Raw genomic sequence first — 20760 nt, forward strand, 5'->3', positions numbered from 1 at the left:
ACCGGCTGTCATTACTTTCCCGCCATCCAGCGCCGATAACGTTTAGCCTGCCGTTTCGCCGTCAGTTGCGCCGTCAGCAGCGCCCATAGCGGTGAGACCTGCGGCCGCGCCGCGCGATGGCGGCTTAGCCGCTGCAGCTGATATTTCACCGCCGCCATATGCGCGGTGGCGGCAATGGCCTTGTTCTTCCAGTTACCCTGACGCAGCAGTGGCGCATCGAACTCCCCCTCACGCCAGTACTGCGGCAGACTGGGGACAATCGCCATCGCCGTGGCGATGCCCACCAGCGCAACCCCGCTATTCACCACCCTTTCCGCCACTTCACGCCGCCGCACGCCGCCGGTGACCATTAAAGGAATCGTCGCCACTTCGGCGATCTGCTCGGCAAACTGCAGGAAGTAAGCTTCCCGCGCCAGCGTCCGCTCATCGCGCATGGCGCCCATCATCGCCGGCGCTTCGTAGCTGCCGCCGGAAAGTTCGACCAGATCGACGCCGCTTTCCGCCAGCATTTGCACCACCCTCTTCGCATCGTTAATCGAAAAGCCGCCGCGCTGGAAATCCGCTGAATTGAGTTTGACCACAACGGTAAAATCCGCCGCCACCGTCTCGCGTACGCCGCGCACGATATCCAGCAGTAGACGGGCGCGATTTTCAATGCTCCCGCCATATCGATCGGTGCGCTGATTACTGAGCGGCGAGAGGAACTGGCTCAGCAAATAACCGTGGGCGGCATGGATTTCGACGCCGTGAAATCCAGCGCGTTCCGCTAACCGGGAGGTGGTGATGAACCGTCGCGTCACATCGGCGATATCCTTCTCATCCATGGCCCGCGGCAGGCGAAAGCGCGAAGATTGCGACCCAAGATCCAGCGCCAACGCCGAAGGGGCCAGCGTCGTCTGTCCCAGGCCCGCAGGCATCTGTCGCCCAGGATGATTGATCTGCATCCACACCTGCGCGCCATTCGCCCGCGCCGCCTGCGACCAGGCGCGGAACCTGTCGAGATGTCGTTCATCTTCCAGCACCACGCCCGCCGGGCCGGTCATCGCCCTGGCGTCCACCATCACATTGCCGGTAATAATCACCCCGGCGCCCCCCTGCGCCCAGGCCTTATAGAGAGTGAGTAATTCCGTTGACGGCGCATGATCGGCATCGGCCATATTTTCTTCCATCGCCGCTTTAGCGATGCGGTTGTTAATGACGACGCCAGAGGCCAGTCGCAGCGGAGTAAAGAGTGTCATGTCAGGGCTCCAGTCAGTGTACTGGACAAACCATAACCTTAAAGTTAAGTTTAAGGTCAAGCAGCTTATGAGGAATAAAAATGAACATCGGTACTCTGGCAAAACGCAGCGGCCTTACGCCTTCGCGGATCCGTTATTACGAGCGCGCCGGGATCCTCAAAACCGTGCAGCGTAAAGCCAATGGCTATCGCAGCTACCCGGAAGAGGCGCTGGTGGTGCTGGGATTGATTACTACCGCTCAGGCGACGGGATTTACTCTTGAAGAAATCGCCGCCCTGTTACCGTCCGATCTCAACCACTGGGACCGACAAACGCTTCTCACCACCCTGCAACAAAAAGTGGCGGATATTGAAAAACTGGAACAGAAACTCGCGCACAGCAAAGCGCAGCTGGTAAGCGTTATTGATGAGATACAACAGAAGCCGGATGACATTGACTGCGCCGCTAATGCGCGGCGCGTGTTAACTCAGGTGCTGGATACGCAGGGCCAGACCGCGAGGGAAGAATAGCTACCAACCTTTCACCGCATCACCTTTATACAATTCGGCGGCGGCATTGGCGACTTCGTCGGTCTGATAGGCTTTCACCAGGTTCTTTACCTTTGCGCTGTCTTTATTATCTTCACGGCTGGCGAAGATATTGACGTACGGCGAATTTTTATCCTCAATGAACAGACCATTGCGCGTCGGCGACAGGCCAATCTGGCTGGAAAAGGTGGTATTAATGATAGCCATGGTCACCTGTTTATCATCCAGCGCGCGGGTCAGCTGCGGCGCTTCAATCTCGACGATTTTCAGCTTCTTCGGGTTTTTCACGATATCCAGCGCGGTTGGCAGCAGGCCAACCCTCTCTTTCAGAGTGATGAGCCCCTGCTTCTCCAGCAATAACAGTGAGCGTCCAAGGTTGGTTGGGTCGTTAGGCACCGCCACCTGGGCGCCGTCCGGAAGCTGTGAAATGGCGGTGATTTTCTTTGAATAAGCGGCTATCGGATAGACAAATGTGGTACCGACATCTACCAGCTTATAGCCGCGCTCCTGAATCTGTTTATCCAGATAGGGTTTATGCTGGAAAGCATTGATATCGAGATCGCCATTGTTCAGCGCCTCGTTTGGCAGGACGAAGTCATTGAAAGTCACCACCTCGACATCGAGGTTATATTTTTGTTTGGCGACCTTTTGCACCACCGCCCAGACTTGCTGGTCGATCCCCGCGCTAATCCCCACTTTAATATGATTCGGATCCTGATCTTTTGGCCCACAGCCTGCCAGCAGCAATGCGCCAGCGAAAACCAATGAATGCGTCAAATTTTTCAGAGTAAATGCCATTTTCCCAGCGTCCTTTATAAAATAGCATGCTAACGATGGCAGGAATAGTAGTCCGTGACACTATATAAAAGCGGCATATTAAGATTAAATACTGATTCTCTATGACTAATAGCGAAATGCTATTGATAAGTCGCCGCGCTGTTTTACTCCCTGCCAGCTCAACCGCGATATCTGACGCTGAAGCAATATTTTGTAACACTTGAAACACTGTTCCAACACCATTACACACATTAAAATTAAGTCTATATAATTAGCATTATAATAAATAGATATGTGAACGTTTTATATACACCAACCGTATATGAAGCCGTCTCACGCCCACAAGGAAAACCATGGAGCTTCTGGATTTGCTCAGAACCATTTTTGAGCGAGTACGTACTGATGCGGATTTTATTTCATTTACTGAAGTACTTATTGAAAATAATGTCTCTTATTACATTTATTTTGTCGCTACCGGGAATGTGAATTTTGTTATGTCATCAGATACTTTCGTTTCCCTGAAAAGCAACAGAAAGTTGCTGCGTGTTAACTCGCAGGCCTGCAGAACGCTTACCCGAGAAGCTGCGCGACGCCACTTTAGCGGTATCACCCCTTTTGATATCTATTGCGCTGAACTGGCAAATGCAGGGGTATTCAAGTGGGTGGTTGATCTTAATGAAAAAACGCGCCATTACTGGTCAAAAGATAATACGTTATTGCATATGGAAAATATGATTCTGCCATTTTAATCGCAAAATTATTAAACGCTCATCCGGATATTCAGGCGGCCCGCAGTTAGTTTTGTGGCGGGCAGTCCATCAGCCGAATTGCGCAACAAAAAGAAAAAATGGCTCTTTATTTGCGCAAAAACAGACTTTGTTCAAGTCATCTCTCTGTATCAACAGGATTTTTTCCCTACTTTTAAACAGTTCCGCTGCTGATGTATAATGTCGTGCACTTCAACTAAAAAACGAGTGCGTCCATGATTGATTCAACTTTGCCTTTAACTGACATTCACCGCCATCTTGACGGCAACATCCGTGCCCAAACCATTCTCGATCTTGGCCGCCAGTTCAATATTACTCTCCCGGCAGACACGCTTGAAACGCTGCGTCCGCATGTGCAGGTCACCAGCAATGAACCAGACCTGGTCAGCTTCCTGGCGAAACTCGATTGGGGCGTGAAGGTGCTGGCTTCTCTGGAAGCCTGCCGGCGTGTTGCCTGGGAAAACGTTGAAGACGCCGCGCGCAACGGCCTGCACTACGTTGAGCTGCGCTTTTCTCCGCGTTATATGGCGATGACCCATCAGTTGCCGGTCGCCGGCGTCGTCGAAGCGGTGATTGCCGGAGTACGTGAGGGCTGCCGTGATTTTGGCGTCGAAGCGCGTCTGATTGGCATCATGAGCCGCACCTTCGGCGAAGCGGCCTGTGAAGAAGAACTCGACGCCCTGCTGGCCCATCGCGATGGTATCACCGCGCTGGATCTGGCTGGCGATGAGCTGGGATTCCCTGGCGCGCTGTTTATGGATCATTTCCGCCGCGCACGTGACGCGGGTTGGCGTATTACCGTCCACGCAGGTGAAGCCGCCGGGCCGGAAAGTATCTGGCAGGCTATTCGTGAACTGGGCGCCGAACGTATCGGTCACGGGGTGAAAGCGGTGCAGGATCCGAAGCTGATGGACTTCCTCGCCGCTGAACGTATTGGCATTGAATCCTGCCTGACATCAAACATCCAGACCAGTACCGTCGCCTCACTGGCGCAGCACCCGCTGAAGACCTTCCTCGATCACGGCGTTCTGGCCTGCATTAACACCGATGATCCGGCGGTACAGGGTGTGGATATCATTCATGAGTACAATGTCGCCGCACCGGCGGCAGGCCTCAGCCGTGCGCAGATCCGCCAGGCGCAAATTAACGGTCTGGAGCTGGCGTTCCTGAGTCGTCAGGAAAAAGAGGCACTAATGCAACGCGTCCTGCAGGCTCATTAAGTCAAAGCTCCGCCGCACAGGCGGAGTAAGCGGTTAAATCAGGCACAGCGCCGTCCGGTGCCGTGCCGATTCAATCCCCAGCTCAATCAGTTCCATAATCTGAATCGCCTGGCTTGCGGGTACCGGGTTTTCACCGCTGCCGTTGAGCGCATCGCGGATCGCCGCATAATAAGCGGGATAATTTCCCGGCAGCGTCAGCCAGGTTTCCTCGACGCGCTCTTCACCTTCAACACGGGTCAATATGCCGTCGCGCATATCGTAGCCCCAATCCTCTTGCGGCAGCCGCTCGCCGCTTTTCAAACGCTCTTCCTGCGGATCGAGACCATATTTCACATAGCTTCCTCGTGAACCATGGACGATATAACGCGCCGTTTCCGCCGCCGCCAGCAGCGTACTGTGCAAAATCACGCGTCGTTGCGGATAAATTAACACCGCGTGGAAATAATCCGTCGCCTGAGCGCCGGGGCGCTGCTGCGCCAGATCGACGGCAATACTCACCGGCAGGCCAAACAGATTGACCGCCTGATCCAGCAGATGAGGGCCTAAGTCATACCAGATACCGCTGCCAGGGCCGCCTAGCTCACGCCAGCGATCGCGAATTTGCGGACGATAGCGATCGAAATGTGATTCAAAGTAACTGACCTCTCCCAATTCCCCAGCGGCAATCAAGGCCTTCAGTGTAAGAAAATCGCTATCCCAACGCCGGTTGTGAAATACTGATAACAGACGCCCACGGCTTCTGGCGATGGCATCCAACTCACGCGCTTGTGACAGTGTCACGGTAAAAGGCTTATCAACAATGACGTGTTTGCCCGCCTCCAGCGCCGCTCGCGCCAGCGGAAAATGAGTATCGTTGGGGGTCGGAATGACAATGAGATCGATATCGGGGTCAGCAAAGAGCGAATTCGCGGAAGCCACCACCTGGGTCGCCGGCCAGTCTGCCAGCACTTTCTGCGCGTCGCTACTGACCACAGCCGACAGCGCCATACCCGGCGTACCGGAAATCAGAGGCGCATGAAATGTCTTGCTTGCATAACCGTAGCCTATCAGCCCTACCCGTATAGCATCACTCATGGCGTCATCCTCACAGGCAACATGACTTTAACTATAAACCGCAATCTTCCACTTATCAGTGTACGGTGTTCATCTTTGCGCCATTTGCGCAATGCATGGGCGGTAGTACTTGCGTTGTTTCCGCGGTTTAGTAACATTTCAGTCCATTTTAACTTTCTGCTTTAGAATTATGACGACTGTTTTTACCCGCATTGTAGAACTTATTGGTTGGGTTGTTTTTGGCGTTTCGGCTGTGCTGTTGGTGGTTGCGCATCAAATCGATGATTATCAGTCCCCGCCTCCGGCCAGCACCGTTCAGGCAAAGTAACGGCAAAAAGTGATACTCGCCGCAAATCTGCAACCGGTTTCAGAAACCGGTTGCAGATTTGTCGCGCCATTCAATACACTCTCTTTATCACTTGATAAGGAGTTTTTTTGATGGGCGCATTTCCGCAAGATTTTCTCTGGGGGGCCGCAACGGCCGCCTACCAGGTTGAAGGCGGGCACGATGCCGATGGCAAAGGCCCTTCTATTTGGGATATCTACTCGCACCAGCCGGGAACCACCTTTCAGGGTACCAATGGCGATATCGCAGTCGATCACTACCATCGTTTTCGTGAAGATGTCGCCCTGATGGCGGAAATGGGGCTCCAAAGCTACCGCTTTTCTATCTCCTGGCCACGGTTATTGCCTCGTGGCCGCGGCGAAGTCAATGAACCCGGCGTACAGTTTTACAGCGATCTGATCGACGAACTGCTGGCGCACAATATCGAACCGATGATCACCCTTTATCACTGGGATTTGCCGCAGGCATTGCAGGACGAAGGCGGTTGGGAGGCCCGCAGCACCGCGGAAGCCTTCGCTGAATACGCACGTCTGTGCTATCAGCGCTTCGGTTCCAGGGTCAAACTGTGGGCCACCTTTAACGAAACTATCGTATTTATTGGCCACGGTTATATAAATGGCTGCCACCCACCGGCGGTTCGCGACCCGGCGCGCGCCATCCAGGCCTGTCACCATGTCTTTATCGCCCACGCGTTGGCCGTTAAGAGCTTTCGTGAAATGAACATTGACGGTCAGGTTGGTTTCGTTAATGTCCTGCAGCCCCATACGCCGTTGACGCAAAGCGCGGAGGATATTAAGGCCACTGCGTTGGCCGATGCTATTCATACCCACTGGTTCTACGATCCGGTACTGAAAGGCGTCTATCCAGACGATTTGCTTCGTCAGGCTCAGGCGCTGTGGAATGTACCGCGCTTCGCCCCGGGCGATGATGCGCTGCTTAAGGAAAACCGCTGTGATTTTATTGGCCTGAATTATTACCGTCGGGAGACGGTCTCCGCCACGCCGCAGGAGGGTCCAGGCGTCGGCGAGTCCGGCGTAGATGGATTATTTTATTTCGTCCGCAATCCGCAAAGTACTTATACTGAATGGGGTTGGGAAATTTGGCCGCAGGGATTAACCGACGGCATCATGATGATAAAAGAGCGCTATGGCGATATCCCAATCTATATCACCGAAAATGGTTTGGGGGCAAAAGATCCGATAATTGACGGTGAAATTGTCGACGATCCGCGAATTGACTATCTGAGTAGCCACATTAATGCGCTGGAAAAAGCAATAGCATTAGGTGCGGATGTCCGTGGTTTTTACCCGTGGTCCTTTATTGACCTGCTAAGCTGGCTCAACGGTTATCAGAAGCAGTACGGTTTTGTCTACGTCGATCACCAGCAGAACCGCGCTCGCAAACGAAAAAAGAGTTATTTCTGGTATCAAAACGTTATTGCCAGCCGAGGCGAACAGCGTTAATCTTCCCTCCCAGGCGCCGTCCGGCGCCTGATCTGGTTGTAGAATATTCTTAAATTTCTTTTTACGATGCCAGGACCCTAATCAGTTCTTGTTTTTAGTATTGGCAACCGAAATAATTCCGCCGGCCCATCAAGAAGGCGCTGTTAGTTGAAACACGGTTTACAGAAAATTGGTAATATTCGACTTAATTCCGATTATTAAATGGATACACAAATGACCGTACAGGATTATTTATTAAAATTCCGCAAAATTAGTTCGCTGGAAAGCCTGGAAAAACTTTTTGATCATCTTAACTATTCTCTCTCTGACACCAATGAAATCGTCAACATGTATCGCGCCGCCGATCACCGCCGCGCCGAGTTAGTCTCTGGCGGAAAACTGTTCGATGTAGGCCAGGTGCCGAAGTCGGTATGGCGTTACGTGCAATAAAGGCTGTTATCATTCACGCCAGTTGCTTATACTTCCCGCCCTGAAATTAACTAACTGGCGTTGAATCCGGGGGTTACGATGTCCTCTCAATCTGCAGAACGTATCGGCGGCTGGCTACTGGCGCCGCTGGCGTGGTTACTGCTCGCGCTGTTCAGCACCTCTCTATCATTAATACTGTACGCGAATGCGCTGATGGCGCCGCAGACCTGGGCATTGCTGAAAGCAATGAGCTTCGGCCACCTGGCGCTATGGCTGGCTTCCCTGCTGTTCGCCGTCGCGATGTGGTATTATACCCTGTGGCTGACAATCGCTTTTTTCAAACGCCGCGCGGTGGTACCTAAGCACTACATTATCTGGCTGCTTATTTCTCTGCTGCTGGCGATTAAGGCGTTCGCTTTTTCGCCGATTTCGGATCTTCTGGCCATGCGCCAGCTGTTGTTTCCGTTGCTTGCCGCAGCGTTGTTTGCGCCCTATTTTCGACGCTCTGCGCGGGTTAAGCGGACCTTCGTCAATCCGTAATAACCACACAGTTCACCTGTTGTCGCCGGTATCGATTTATTCGATAATAGGCGGCTTTTTTTCGTTTCAGGTCCAATAATGGCTGATTATTTACTGCTCTTTGTCGGTACTGTCCTTGTTAATAACTTCGTGCTGGTGAAGTTTCTTGGATTGTGCCCGTTTATGGGGGTTTCCAAAAAGCTGGAAACCGCTATGGGGATGGGACTGGCCACCACCTTCGTGATGACGCTGGCCTCGATTTGCGCCTGGTTGATTGATACCTGGATCCTTATCCCGCTGAACCTTGTTTATCTGCGCACCCTGGCCTTTATCCTGGTCATCGCAGTGGTGGTGCAATTTACCGAGATGGTGGTCCGTAAAACCAGTCCGGCGCTGTATCGTCTGCTGGGGATCTTCCTGCCGTTAATCACCACCAACTGCGCGGTGCTGGGCGTGGCATTGCTGAATATTAACCTCGGGCATAATTTCCTGCAGTCCGCGCTGTACGGTTTCGCCGCTGCCGTCGGTTTCTCGCTGGTGATGGTGTTATTCGCCGCCATTCGCGAACGCCTGGTGGTTGCCGATGTTCCCGCGCCGTTTCGCGGTAACGCGATTGCGCTGGTGACCGCTGGATTAATGTCACTGGCATTCATGGGCTTTAGTGGTTTGGTGAAGTTGTAATGAGCGCTGTCTGGATAGCCGTGATCGCCATCAGCCTGCTCGGGCTGATTTTCGGCTTAATACTGGGATACGCGTCGCGCCGTTTTGCGGTGGAAGACGACCCGGTGGTAGAAAAAATTGATGAACTGCTGCCGCAAAGCCAATGCGGTCAGTGCGGTTTTCCGGGCTGCCGTCCCTACGCGGAAGCCGTAGGCACCCAGGGTGAAAAAATCAACCGCTGCGCCCCCGGCGGCGAAGCAGTCATGTTAAAAATCGCCGCGTTATTGAATGTCGATCCGCAGCCTATTGACGGCGACGAGCAGCAGCAAGAGCCGGTTCGCATGTTGGCGGTGATTGATGAAGCCAACTGCATTGGCTGCACCAAATGTATTCAGGCCTGTCCGGTCGATGCCATCGTTGGCGCGACCCGCGCCATGCATACGGTAATGAGCGACCTGTGTACCGGCTGTAATCTCTGTGTGGCCCCCTGCCCGACTCAGTGTATTGACCTGCGTCCAGTCGCCCAGACCACCGAAACCTGGAAATGGGACCTGCAAACCATCCCAGTACGCAATATTCCTGTGGAACAACATGTTTAAGTTATTTTCCGCTTTCCGAAAAGACAAGATCTGGAATTTCAACGGCGGTATTCATCCGCCGGAAATGAAAACTCAGTCCAACGGCACGCCGCTGCGTCAGGTTCCTCTGCCGCAGCGTTTCGTCATTCCGCTGAAGCAGCACATCGGTGCTGAAGGCGAACTGTGCGTACAACCGGGCGATAAGGTTCTGCGCGGCCAACCGTTGACCCGCGGTTTTGGCAGAATGCTGCCGGTCCATGCCCCAACTTCCGGGACGGTGACGGCCATCGAGCCTCACTCGACCGCCCATCCTTCCGCGCTGGCGGAACTGAGCGTTATTATCGACGCCGATGGCGATGACTGCTGGATCGAGCGCGACGGCTGGAGCGACTACCACAACAAATCACGTGAAGAACTGATTGAGCGTATCCACCAGTTTGGCGTTGCCGGGCTAGGCGGCGCTGGCTTCCCCACGGGAACAAAACTGCGCGGCGGCGGTGATAAAATCGACACCCTGATTATCAATGCCGCGGAATGCGAACCCTATATCACCGCCGACGATCGCCTGATGCAGGACTGCGCGGCGCAGGTCGTTGAAGGGATCCGCATCCTTGCGCATATTTTGCAGCCCAAACAGGTGCTGATTGGTATCGAAGATAATAAACCGCAGGCTATTTCCATGCTGCGCGCGGTATTATCCGACGCCCATGGCATAGCGCTGCGGGTGATCCCAACGAAATATCCCTCCGGCGGCGCGAAGCAGCTCACGCAAATTCTTACCGGTAAGCAGGTGCCGCACGGCGGCCGCTCCTCCGATATTGGCGTCCTGATGCAGAACGTTGGTACCGCTTATGCTGTTAAACGCGCGGTTATCGACGGCGAGCCGTTAACCGAGCGCGTCGTCACTTTAACCGGCGAAGCGATTAGCCGTCCGGGCAACGTTTGGGCGCGCCTTGGTACGCCGGTGCGTCATCTGCTGAGCGATGCCGGTTTCTGCGCCAGCGCGGAGCCGATGGTCATCATGGGCGGGCCGCTGATGGGCTTCACTTTGCCCTGGCTTGACGTTCCTGTCGTGAAAATCACTAACTGCCTGCTGGCGCCGTCGATAACTGAGATGGGCGAAACGCAGGAAGAACAAGGCTGTATCCGCTGCAGCGCCTGCGCGGATGCCTGCCCGGCAGACCTACTCCCCCAGCAGCTGTATTGGTTTAGTAAAGGCCAGCAGCACGATAAAGCCACCACGCATAACTTAGCGGACTGCATCGAATGCGGCGCCTGCGCCTGGGTTTGTCCCAGCAATATTCCGCTGGTGCAATATTTCCGCCAGGAAAAAGCGGAAATAGCCGCCATTCGCCTGGAAGAACAGCGCGCCGCCGAAGCGAAAGCTCGTTTTGAAGCGCGACAGGCACGTCTTGAACGTGAAAAAGCCGCGCGTCAGGAGCGGCACAAAAAAGCAGCCGTACAACCGGCGGCGAAAGATCAGGATGCCATTAACGCCGCGCTGGCCCGCGTACGCGATAAGCAGCGTGACGCGGCGCAGCCGATTGTCATTCAGTCCGGCAGCAAACCGGACAACAGCGAAGCGATTGCCGCCCGCGAAGCGCGTAAAGCCGAGGCTCGGGCGCGCAAAGCCGAACAGCAAGCCGCTGTTGAATCAACAGCCGAAGCAAGCGATCCGCGCAAAGCGGCCGTTGAGGCCGCTATCGCCCGTGCCAAAGCGCGCAAAGCCGCGCAGCAGGCTGAGAACGTCGCACCTTCTGCCGAAAGTGAAACACCAGTTGAGGCTGTCCCCGCGGTCGACCCGCGTAAAGCCGCCGTTGAAGCCGCTATCGCCCGTGCCAAAGCGCGTAAGGCCGCACAGCAGGTTGAGAACGTCGCAACTTCTACCGAAAGTGAAACACCGGTTGAGGCTGCCCCCGCGGTCGACCCGCGTAAAGCCGCCGTTGAAGCCGCTATCGCCCGTGCAAAAGCGCGTAAGGCCGCACAGCAAGTTGAAAGCGCAGCACCTTCTGCCGAAAGTGAAACACTGGTTGAGGCTGCCCCCGTGGTCGACCCGCGTAAAGCCGCCGTTGAGGCCGCTATCGCCCGTGCCAAAGCGCGAAAGGCCGCACAACAAGCAGAACAACAATCCGCGCCGGATGCCGCCAATGACGATCCGCGTAAGGCGGCCGTCGCGGCAGCTATCGCTCGCGTTCAGGCGCGTAAAGCAACACAGCAGGCAGTTAACGAGGAATAAATGGTTTTCAGAATTGCAAGCTCCCCTTATACCCACAACCAGCGCCAGACCTCGCGAATTATGCTACTGGTGCTGCTGGCGGCGATCCCTGGTATTATCGTCCAGAGCTGGTTTTTCGGCTGGGGTACCCTGTTGCAGATTATCCTCGCGGCCTTCACCGCATGGGGAACCGAAGCGGCTATTCTCAAGTTGCGCAAACAAAATATTGCGGCAACCCTTGCGGATAACTCCGCCCTGCTGACCGGGCTGTTGCTGGCCGTCAGTATTCCGCCGCTGGCGCCGTGGTGGATGGTGGTGTTAGGCACCGCCTTTGCGGTGGTGATTGCCAAGCAACTGTACGGCGGATTAGGGCATAACCCCTTTAACCCGGCGATGATCGGCTATGTTGTTCTGCTGATCTCTTTCCCGGTGCAGATGACCTCCTGGTTACCACCGCATGAGATTGCCGCTCAGGTGCCTGGTTTTATGGATGCGCTGCAGGTTATTTTCAGCGGCCATACCGCCAGCGGCGGCGATATGAACAGCCTGCGTATGGGAATCGACGGTATCAGTCAGGCCACGCCGCTGGATACGTTTAAAACGTCCCTGCATGCCGGACACAGCGCAAAAGAGATCCTGCAGTATCCAATTTACGGCGGCCAACTGGCTGGTCTCGGCTGGCAGTGGGTTAACCTCGCCTGGCTGGCTGGCGGTCTGTTCCTGCTTTGGCAAAAAACCATTCGCTGGCATATTCCGGTAAGCTTCCTGTTAAGCCTTGCCGTTTGTGCCACTCTCGGCTGGATTTTCTCACCGGAAAGCCTGGCATCGCCGCAGATGCATCTGCTTTCCGGCGCCACCATGCTTGGAGCGTTCTTTATCCTTACCGATCCGGTGACGGCATCCACTACCAACCGCGGACGCCTGATTTTCGGCGCGCTGGCAGGTTTACTGGTGTGGCTAATCCGCAGCTTCGGCGGTTATCCGGACGGCGTCGCCTTCGCCGTGCTGCTGGCGAATATTACCGTCCCATTGATTGACTACTACACGCGTCCGCGCGTGTATGGCCACCGTTGAGGAGTCGCGATGTTAAATAGCATGCGTAAACACGGCATCACGCTGGCGCTCTTTGCCGCTGGCTCTACCGGACTGACGGCCGCCATCAATGAATTAACCAAGAACACCATTGAGCAGCAGGCCGCGCTACAGCAAAAGGCCCTGTTCGATCAGGTCCTGCCAGCGGAGAGTTATAATAACGATCTGCTGAAAAGCTGTTATCTGGTGACCGCGCCGCAGTTAGGCAAAGGTCAGCATAAAGTATGGATTGCAAAGCATAACGATGCGCCGGTCGGCGCGGTGATGGAAGCCACGGCGCCGGATGGTTATTCCGGGGCGATTCAACTTCTGGTCGCAGCTGACTTTAAAGGCACCGTTCTCGGCTCACGCGTCACCGAGCATCATGAGACCCCCGGGCTCGGTGATAAGATTGAACTGCGTATTTCTGACTGGATCACCCACTTCAGCGGCAAGGTTATCCATGGCCAAAATGATAGCCACTGGGCGGTGAAAAAAGACGGGGGTGATTTCGACCAATTCACCGGCGCGACCATTACCCCACGCGCGGTGGTAAACGCCGTTAAACGCGCGGGACTGTATGCGCAAACGCTGCCCGCGCAGATCCCTGAATTCACCGCCTGCGGAGACTAAGCCATGAGCGAAGTAAAAGACGTCATTGTTCAAGGGTTGTGGAAGAATAACTCGGCGCTGGTCCAGCTGCTGGGGATGTGTCCCCTGCTTGCGGTTACCTCGACGGCTACCAATGCCCTGGGCCTCGGTCTGGCGACCACGCTGGTGCTGACGCTCACCAACCTCACCATTTCCAGCCTGCGCCGTTGGACACCGGCGGAGATCCGTATTCCGATCTACGTGATGATTATCGCCTCGGTAGTCAGCGTGGTACAAATGCTTATCAATGCCTACGCTTTCGGCCTGTATCAATCGCTGGGTATCTTCATTCCGCTTATCGTGACCAACTGTATCGTGGTTGGGCGCGCCGAAGCGTTCGCCGCCAAAAAAGGACCGGCGCTGTCAGCGCTCGATGGTTTTTCCATTGGTATGGGCGCGACCTGCGCCATGTTTGTGCTGGGGTCGCTGCGCGAAATAATCGGTAATGGCACGCTGTTTGATGGTGCCGATAGCTTATTAGGCAGTTGGGCGAAAGTCCTGCGCATTGAAGTTTTCCATACCGATACGCCGTTCCTGCTGGCGATGCTACCGCCAGGCGCTTTCATTGGCCTCGGTATGATGCTGGCGGTAAAATACCTCATCGATGAGCGTACTAAGCAGCGTAAGGCGAAAGCGGCGCAGGCCGTCTCCGTCGCCCCAACTGATGTGACAGGGAAAGCGTAAGATGAATAAAGCCAAACGCCTGGAGATCCTGACCAGGCTGCGGGATAACGACCCGCACCCAACCACTGAACTCAATTTCACCTCACCGTTCGAGCTACTTATTGCGGTGCTGCTGTCAGCGCAGGCCACTGATGTTAGCGTCAACAAAGCGACGGCGAAGCTCTATCCGGTCGCCAATACGCCGGCGGCGATGCTGGAGCTTGGCGTTGACGGCGTGAAGTCCTATATCAAAACCATTGGTTTGTTTAATAGTAAAGCCGAAAACGTCATTAAGACCTGCCGCATCTTACTGGAGAAACATAACGGTGAGGTGCCGGAAGACCGGGCGGCGCTGGAAGCGCTACCAGGAGTCGGTCGTAAGACCGCCAATGTCGTGCTGAATACCGCTTTTGGCTGGCCGACTATTGCCGTCGACACCCATATCTTCCGCGTTTGCAATCGGACACAATTTGCTCCCGGTAAGAACGTTGAACAAGTCGAAGAAAAGTTGTTAAAGGTGGTTCCGGCGGAGTTTAAAGTTGACTGTCACCACTGGCTTATTCTTCACGGCCGTTACACTTGCGTCGCGCGAAAACCGCGCTGCGGTTCCTGCCTGATAGAAGATTTGTGCGAGTATAAAGAGAAGGTTGAGTCCTGATTTTTGCATATCTGCTGAATATTACCGTCCTCGTCAGTCACCGCTATTTTCACCAACGATCGCCCGGAGCCATAACCTAACCTGTGGTTATGGTTCTATTTTTCATCAATCATACCGACAATGACTCCATACTTTTGCCATTTAGATGGATAATTATGCGGTTATATAACCAGCAATCAGCGCAATCGTTTTTTACCGCTGAAAATTTTCTATGTATTTGTGATCAAGATCATCCACGCAACTCGTCGTTAAATTACTGTTGCGAAAATGCTGCAAAAAGCCAGCAATTTCAATATCAGAGCCTCAGTCACCAGGAGAATAGCCTGCTTATTTTTAGGAATATAGGTCATCCCACTGCCTTCAAGGTCAAAAAGCAGAATATATCGCCTTTATCCCCACAATGGCCGCCCGGCGTAGATTAAAATATCAGGTTTAACGAAAAGGTGAAATTTAACTCTGTATAACATTTGTATGACTGGCTAATTATAGTGGCTTAGTTATGTGTAACAGAGTATTACAAAGCTATTGCCTGATGGGGCAGGATAGTGAACATTACTTGCCGTTTTCCCTCCAAGAATAACTATAAAGGCGGCGGTCCTCCGGGATTGCGCCCCAAACAGCCCCCGTTAATATGGGATGTAAAAAAAGAGGTATATGTGTCAACTGCAAACAATAAACCAGCAGAAAGCGTGAGTTTGAACGCTTTCAAACAACCAAGAGCGTTTTATCTCATCTTCTCCATTGAGTTATGGGAGCGTTTTGGTTATTACGGCCTGCAAGGGATCATGGCCGTTTACCTGGTAAAACAGCTGGGTATGTCGGAAGCGGATTCTATCACCCTGTTCTCTTCCTTTAGTGCACTGGTTTATGGCCTGGTCGCTATCGGCGGATGGCTCGGCGACAAGGTGCTTGGCACCAAACGCGTCATTATGCTTGGCGCGATTGTTCTGGCTATCGGCTATGCGCTGGTTGCCTGGTCCGGTCACGATGCCGCCATCGTCTATATGGGTATGGCGACTATCGCCGTCGGTAACGGCTTGTTCAAAGCTAACCCATCTTCCCTGCTCTCCACCTGCTATGACAAGAACGACCCGCGTCTGGACGGTGCATTTACCATGTACTATATGTCCGTCAATATCGGCTCCTTCTTCTCTATGCTCGCCACGCCGTGGCTGGCAGCGAAGTTCGGCTGGAGCGTGGCGTTCGCGCTGAGCGTCGTGGGCATGTTGATCACCGTGGTTAACTTCGCCTTCTGCCAGAAGTGGGTTAAACAGTACGGTTCCAAACCTGACTTCGCTCCGGTGCATGTCGGCAAACTGCTGGCGACCATCGTCGGCGTGGTAGTGCTGGTCGCTATTGCCACCTGGCTGCTGCACAATCAGGGCATCGCACGTATGGCGCTGGGCGTCATTGCACTGGGCATCGTTATCATCTTCGCTAAAGAAGCCATGGCGCTGCAGGGCGCGGCGCGTCGTAAAATGATCGTTGCTTTCCTGCTGATGGTTGAAGCGATTGTATTCTTCGTACTGTACAGCCAGATGCCAACCTCGCTGAACTTCTTCGCGATCCGTAACGTTGAGCACTCGATTCTGGGTATCGCGTTCGAACCTGAGCAGTATCAGGCGCTGAACCCGTTCTGGATTATGATTGGTAGCCCGATTCTGGCCGCGATTTATAACAAGATGGGTGACCGCCTGCCGATGCCGCATAAGTTCGCCATCGGTATGGTGCTGTGCTCCGGCGCTTTCCTGGTGCTGCCGCTGGGTACCAAATTCGCCAGCGATGCCGGTATCGTCTCCGTCAACTGGTTGATCCTCAGCTACGCGCTGCAGAGTATCGGTGAACTGATGATTTCCGGCCTCGGCCTGGCAATGGTTGCTCAACTGGTACCGCAACGTCTGATGGGCTTCATCATGGGTAGCTGGTTCCTGACCACCGCAGGCGCCGCCATCATTGCAGGTAAAATCGCTAACCTGATGGCAGTACCGGAAAACGTGACCGACCCGCTGGTTTCTCTGGATGTTTACGGCCACGTGTTCCTGCAAATTGGTATCGCGACCGCAGTCATCGCCTTCCTGATGCTGCTGACCGCGCCGAAGCTAAACCGTATGACGCTGGATGACGACGCTGTCGCCAAAGCGCACGAAACCGCAACCGCTTAAATGCTCCGGGAAAACCAATAAATTTAGGCCGCTAACGTTTGTTAGCGGCTTTTTTTTTGCCCCACGGGGGACTAACATACAGGAAACTGCAGCCACGAGGAGTTACTGATGAAACTGTTCTACAAGCCCGGCGCCTGTTCCCTTGCCTCTCATATCGCCCTGCGCGAAAGCGGCCTCGACTTTACCATCGATAGCGTCGACCTGGCGAAGAAACGCCTCGAAAACGGCGATGACTACCTGCTGATTAATCCTAAGGGGCAGGTTCCCGCGCTGCTGCTTGACGATGAAGTGCTGCTGACCGAGGGTGTGGCCATCATGCAGTATATTGCCGACCGCGTGCCCGACCGCCAGCTGCTGGCGCCAGTGGGCACCATTGCCCGCTATCAGACGCTGGAATGGCTGAATTACGTCGCCACCGAACTACATAAAGGCTTTACTCCGCTGTTCCGTCCGGACACCCCGGAAGACTACAAGCCAACGGTGCGCGCCCTGCTGGAGAAAAAGCTACAGTATGTCGATGAGGCGCTACAGGATAAACAGTGGTTGAATGGGCATCGCTTCACCATCGCCGATGGCTACCTGTTTACGGTCCTGCGCTGGGGCTATGCGGTGAAACTGAATATGGAAGCTTATGCTAATATTGGCGCCTGGATGGCGCATGTCGCGGCGCGTCCGTCCGTTGCGGCGGCGCTGTCGGCGGAAGGTCTGAAGTAAATCATCGGCATGCCCGCAAGCGGGCATGCCATCGCGCTTACAGTTGCGTTGCGCTGAAGTAATGTTCCGGTTTGGCGATGCGGTCTTGCGCCGCCACCACCTGCAGTTCATACTCCTGCATATTTTTGGTTGTCAGCATGATTTCATACACTGCCGCAGTGACGTGCTCAAGGGCGTCGCGCAGGCTGGCGCCCTGCAGTAGCTTAACCAGCAGCAGGCCGCTGGTCACATCGCCCACGCCGACCGGCTGACGGCTGCCAAAATCGACCAGCGGGCGGCTGATATGCCAGGCTTCATCCGCCGTCACCAGCAACATCTCAAAGCGATCCATACTCATACCCGCCCGCGCCAGATGCTTCACCAGCACTACCTGAGGCCCTTGCGCTATAAGCTCACGGGCCGCGCTAACGGCGTCATCAACGTTGGCCACCGGATGGCCGCACAGGATCTCCAGCTCGACAAGATTCGGCGCGATGATATCACTGGCCGGCAGCGCATAGCGTACGTGGAATTCAGCCACTCCAGGAGCGACGATGCAGCCTTTTTCCGGATGCCCCATAACCGGATCGCAAAAGTATTTTGCCGCCGGATTCGCCGCTTTCACCTGACGCACGATGCCGAGAATATGTTCGCCCTGCTCGGCGGAACCAAGATAGCCGCTCAGTACCGCATCGCAGCTCTGCAGCTTATCGATATCGGCAATCCCCTGCACGATTTCGGTCAAATGCGAAGGCGGCATGACGCAGCCGGTCCATTTGCCGTATTGCGTATGGTTGGAGAACTGTACGGTATTGAGGGGCCAGACGTTGGCGCCGAGACGGCGCATCGGAAATTCAGCGGCGCTGTTGCCCGCATGGCCAAACACGACGTGAGACTGAATGGCGAGGATGTTCTTCATTTTCTTACCACAACCCTAAAAAGAAAAAAGGGCGTGGTTTCCCACGCCCTGGTTTTATTTTTTATTTCCAGCAAACCAGGCAGTAATTCTTCTTACCGCGACGCAGTAAGGTGTAGCGGCCGAACAGGCGGTCGCTATCGCTGAATACATATTCCGGATCGGACTGTTTTTCACCGTTAATGGTCACCGCGTTGGAGGCTACGGTTTTACGCGCCTGACCGCGGGACGGCTGCAGCTCGGAATCCACCAGCGCCTGCAGAAGATCGGCGCCCTTTTCCATTTCGATCATTGGCACGCCGTCTTGCGCCAGCTGTTCGAAATCCGCTTCGCTCAGGTCGCTCAGATTGCCGTTGAACAGGCTTTCGGTAATGCGCTTAGCCGCTTCCAGGCCTTCTTCGCCGTGGACCAGACGCGTCACCTGCTCTGCCAGTACGTACTGCGCGCGCGGCGCTTTACCGCTGTTCTTATCTTCTTCTTCCAGCGCATTGATCTCGGCAATGTCCATGAAGGTGAAGAACTTCAGGAAGCGATAAACGTCTGCGTCCGCGGTGTTGATCCAGAACTGGTAGAATTTGTACGGACTGGTTTTCTTCGGATCCAGCCATACCGCGCCGCCCTCGGTTTTACCGAACTTGGTGCCGTCGGCCTTGGTGATCAGCGGAACGGTCAAACCGAAGACCTGATTCTGGTGCAAACGACGAGTCAGGTCGATACCTGAAGTGATGTTGCCCCACTGATCGGAACCACCGATTTGCAGCGCCACGCCGTGCAGTTTATTCAGGCAAGCAAAGTCATAACCCTGCAGCAGGTTATAGGAAAACTCGGTGAAAGAAATCCCCTGATCGTCACGGTTCAGACGCTGCTTCACCGCTTCTTTGTTAATCATCTGGTTCACAGAGAAGTGCTTGCCGATATCACGCAGGAAGGTCAGCACGTTCATGCCGCCGAACCAGTCGTAGTTATTCGCGGCAATCGCCGAGTTGTCGCCGCAGTTGAAATCGAGGAATGGCGCAACCTGTTTACGGATTTTATCCACCCACTGCTGCACGGTATCTTCGGTATTGAGTTTACGCTCAGCGGCTTTAAAGCTCGGGTCGCCAATCAGACCGGTCGCGCCGCCGACCAGCGCCACAGGCTTATGGCCTGCCTGCTGGAAGCGTTTCAGGCATAACAATGGAACAAGATGCCCCAAGTGCAAGCTGTCAGCGGTAGGATCGAAGCCGCAATAGAGCGCGATCGGGCCTTGCGCCAGTCGCTCTGCTAACGCTTCTTCGTCCGTCACCTGGGCTACCAGCCCCCGCTCTTGCAATTGTTTAATCAAGTTACTGCTTGCCATCAAATTCTCCATGTATTAACGACTGCACCTTTGCCGGTACACGACTTTTCGCCAGACGCGAAAGGTACATAGAATAAAGCGCCGGAGCACGTAGCACCAGCGCTTAAAACAACATTTTGCGTCCTTTATGGCGCCAGACGGTCGATTTGCCAGCCATCATTTTGCCGCTGGTATAAAAAGCGGTCGTGCAGACGATGTTCACCGCCCTGCCAGAACTCCATTTGTTCGATGCTAACGCGGAAACCGCCCCAGAAACTTGGCAACGGCACTTCGCCTTGCTGGAATTTCTGTTTCAACTCGAGGAATTTACTTTCCAGGATCCCACGAGCGGAGATACGGCTGGACTGTTGGGAGACCCACGCGCCAATCTGGCTATCGCGCGGTCGGCTGTGGAAATACTTCACCACTTCCAGCGTCGACAGACGTTCTGCCTGACCTATTACCATGACCTGGCGTTCCAGCATATGCCAGGGAAACAGCAGGCTGATACGGGGATTTTTTTCGATTTGATGTGCTTTGCGACTACCCAGGTTGGTATAGAACACCAGCCCTTTTTCGTCATAGTGCTTTAACAATACGATGCGTTGATAGGGCTGGCCGTTTTCATCAACGGTCGCGACTACCATCGCCGTCGGGTCTGCGAGCTTAGCGTCGCAGGCCTGACGCAGCCAACGTTCAAATAACGTCAGGGGTTCAGCGGGAAGATCGTGGCGACGAAGGCCGCCACGGGTATATTCACGGCGCAGATGCGCGATTTGCTGCAATTCGTCGTTATCAGACATAACCATTGAGATCGTTGTCATAGGGTGGCGTTATTGTGCGCCCCCGCTACGGAA

At 54.5% G+C, this 20760-nt stretch carries 22 protein-coding genes; 16 read left to right on the top strand and 6 right to left on the bottom strand.

The genetic code is table 11. The features are described from left to right. Positions 1-11: 11 nt before the first annotated feature. Positions 12-1238 (bottom strand): NADH:flavin oxidoreductase/NADH oxidase family protein, encoded by a 1227-nt coding sequence (locus KGA69_RS19350; protein WP_045392425.1) that lies wholly within the window; start codon positions 1236-1238, stop codon positions 12-14. An 80-nt stretch (positions 1239-1318) separates the two neighbouring features. Between KGA69_RS19350 and KGA69_RS19355 the strand changes: the two genes are divergently transcribed. Then, the gene (locus KGA69_RS19355) at positions 1319-1747 is read left to right on the top strand and encodes a MerR family transcriptional regulator (RefSeq protein ID WP_045392427.1); all 429 of its coding nucleotides are present in this window, start codon (positions 1319-1321) and stop codon (positions 1745-1747) included. Here the strand turns inward: KGA69_RS19355 and metQ are convergent, their stop codons facing one another. After that, positions 1748-2563, bottom strand: coding sequence for a methionine ABC transporter substrate-binding lipoprotein MetQ (metQ, locus tag KGA69_RS19360; protein WP_045392429.1), 816 nt, complete (start codon positions 2561-2563; stop codon positions 1748-1750). Positions 2564-2895: 332 nt separating this feature from the next. Between metQ and KGA69_RS19365 the strand changes: the two genes are divergently transcribed. Together KGA69_RS19365 and add are read left to right on the top strand one after the other, a co-directional pair. Beyond that, positions 2896-3291: a DUF1398 domain-containing protein gene (locus tag KGA69_RS19365; RefSeq protein WP_045392431.1), complete on the top strand. Its 396-nt coding sequence runs from the start codon at positions 2896-2898 to the stop codon at positions 3289-3291. Between the two features lie 233 nt (positions 3292-3524). Continuing rightward, complete coding sequence (add, locus tag KGA69_RS19370; protein WP_045392433.1) at positions 3525-4529, top strand: adenosine deaminase; 1005 nt, start codon at positions 3525-3527, stop codon at positions 4527-4529. 33 nt (positions 4530-4562) lie between these two features. Here add and KGA69_RS19375 read toward each other — a convergent pair whose 3' ends face one another. Continuing rightward, positions 4563-5603, bottom strand: coding sequence for an oxidoreductase (locus tag KGA69_RS19375; RefSeq protein ID WP_045392435.1), 1041 nt, complete (start codon positions 5601-5603; stop codon positions 4563-4565). Positions 5604-5772: 169 nt separating this feature from the next. On the opposite strand from KGA69_RS19375, the gene blr reads away from it, so the two are divergent. The 13 genes from blr (at position 5773) to gstA (ending at position 17690) form a co-directional block, all read left to right on the top strand. After that, on the top strand, positions 5773-5910 hold the full coding sequence (gene blr, locus KGA69_RS19380) for a division septum protein Blr (RefSeq protein WP_015366847.1): 138 nt from the start codon (positions 5773-5775) through the stop codon (positions 5908-5910). A gap of 110 nt (positions 5911-6020) precedes the next feature. After that, positions 6021-7391 (top strand): GH1 family beta-glucosidase, encoded by a 1371-nt coding sequence (locus KGA69_RS19385; RefSeq protein ID WP_063447906.1) that lies wholly within the window; start codon positions 6021-6023, stop codon positions 7389-7391. A 213-nt stretch (positions 7392-7604) separates the two neighbouring features. Further along, positions 7605-7820, top strand: coding sequence for a transcription modulator YdgT (gene ydgT, locus KGA69_RS19390; protein ID WP_015366849.1), 216 nt, complete (start codon positions 7605-7607; stop codon positions 7818-7820). A gap of 78 nt (positions 7821-7898) precedes the next feature. Continuing rightward, complete coding sequence (locus tag KGA69_RS19395; RefSeq protein ID WP_047042807.1) at positions 7899-8339, top strand: DUF2569 domain-containing protein; 441 nt, start codon at positions 7899-7901, stop codon at positions 8337-8339. Between the two features lie 78 nt (positions 8340-8417). Continuing rightward, positions 8418-8999: an electron transport complex subunit RsxA gene (gene rsxA / locus KGA69_RS19400; RefSeq protein WP_015366851.1), complete on the top strand. Its 582-nt coding sequence runs from the start codon at positions 8418-8420 to the stop codon at positions 8997-8999. Further along, a complete protein-coding gene (rsxB, locus tag KGA69_RS19405; protein WP_045392444.1) occupies positions 8999-9577 on the top strand; it encodes an electron transport complex subunit RsxB in 579 nt (192 codons plus the stop codon). The genes rsxA and rsxB overlap by 1 nt, the downstream gene beginning before the upstream one ends. Then, positions 9570-11792, top strand: a complete 2223-nt coding sequence (gene rsxC / locus KGA69_RS19410) for an electron transport complex subunit RsxC (protein ID WP_213292602.1) — start codon at positions 9570-9572, stop codon at positions 11790-11792. Before rsxB ends, rsxC begins: the two co-directional genes overlap by 8 nt. Continuing rightward, positions 11793-12845 (top strand): electron transport complex subunit RsxD, encoded by a 1053-nt coding sequence (rsxD, locus tag KGA69_RS19415; RefSeq protein ID WP_045392450.1) that lies wholly within the window; start codon positions 11793-11795, stop codon positions 12843-12845. 9 nt (positions 12846-12854) lie between these two features. Beyond that, the gene (gene rsxG, locus KGA69_RS19420; protein WP_045392452.1) at positions 12855-13475 is read left to right on the top strand and encodes an electron transport complex subunit RsxG; all 621 of its coding nucleotides are present in this window, start codon (positions 12855-12857) and stop codon (positions 13473-13475) included. Between the two features lie 3 nt (positions 13476-13478). Beyond that, entirely contained in the window at positions 13479-14177 is a 699-nt protein-coding gene (locus KGA69_RS19425) for an electron transport complex subunit E (protein WP_015366856.1), read from the top strand. Position 14178: 1 nt separating this feature from the next. Next, positions 14179-14814: an endonuclease III gene (gene nth, locus KGA69_RS19430; protein WP_045392454.1), complete on the top strand. Its 636-nt coding sequence runs from the start codon at positions 14179-14181 to the stop codon at positions 14812-14814. 656 nt (positions 14815-15470) lie between these two features. Next, complete coding sequence (gene dtpA, locus KGA69_RS19435) at positions 15471-16976, top strand: dipeptide/tripeptide permease DtpA (protein ID WP_045392562.1); 1506 nt, start codon at positions 15471-15473, stop codon at positions 16974-16976. A 108-nt stretch (positions 16977-17084) separates the two neighbouring features. Then, on the top strand, positions 17085-17690 hold the full coding sequence (gene gstA, locus KGA69_RS19440; RefSeq protein ID WP_045392456.1) for a glutathione transferase GstA: 606 nt from the start codon (positions 17085-17087) through the stop codon (positions 17688-17690). A 37-nt stretch (positions 17691-17727) separates the two neighbouring features. Here the strand turns inward: gstA and pdxY are convergent, their stop codons facing one another. From pdxY to pdxH, 3 genes are all read right to left on the bottom strand, one after another. Continuing rightward, complete coding sequence (gene pdxY, locus KGA69_RS19445; RefSeq protein ID WP_049059723.1) at positions 17728-18588, bottom strand: pyridoxal kinase PdxY; 861 nt, start codon at positions 18586-18588, stop codon at positions 17728-17730. 61 nt (positions 18589-18649) lie between these two features. Next, a complete protein-coding gene (gene tyrS, locus KGA69_RS19450) occupies positions 18650-19924 on the bottom strand; it encodes a tyrosine--tRNA ligase (RefSeq protein ID WP_045392458.1) in 1275 nt (424 codons plus the stop codon). A gap of 125 nt (positions 19925-20049) precedes the next feature. Next, positions 20050-20706 carry a pyridoxamine 5'-phosphate oxidase gene (gene pdxH, locus KGA69_RS19455; protein ID WP_045392565.1) on the bottom strand — a complete coding sequence of 219 codons (657 nt, stop codon included), beginning with the start codon at positions 20704-20706 and terminating at the stop codon, positions 20050-20052. Positions 20707-20760 lie beyond the last annotated feature (54 nt).

Source organism: Klebsiella sp. A52 (genome assembly GCF_018388785.1).
GTDB lineage: Bacteria > Pseudomonadota > Gammaproteobacteria > Enterobacterales > Enterobacteriaceae > Klebsiella > Klebsiella aerogenes.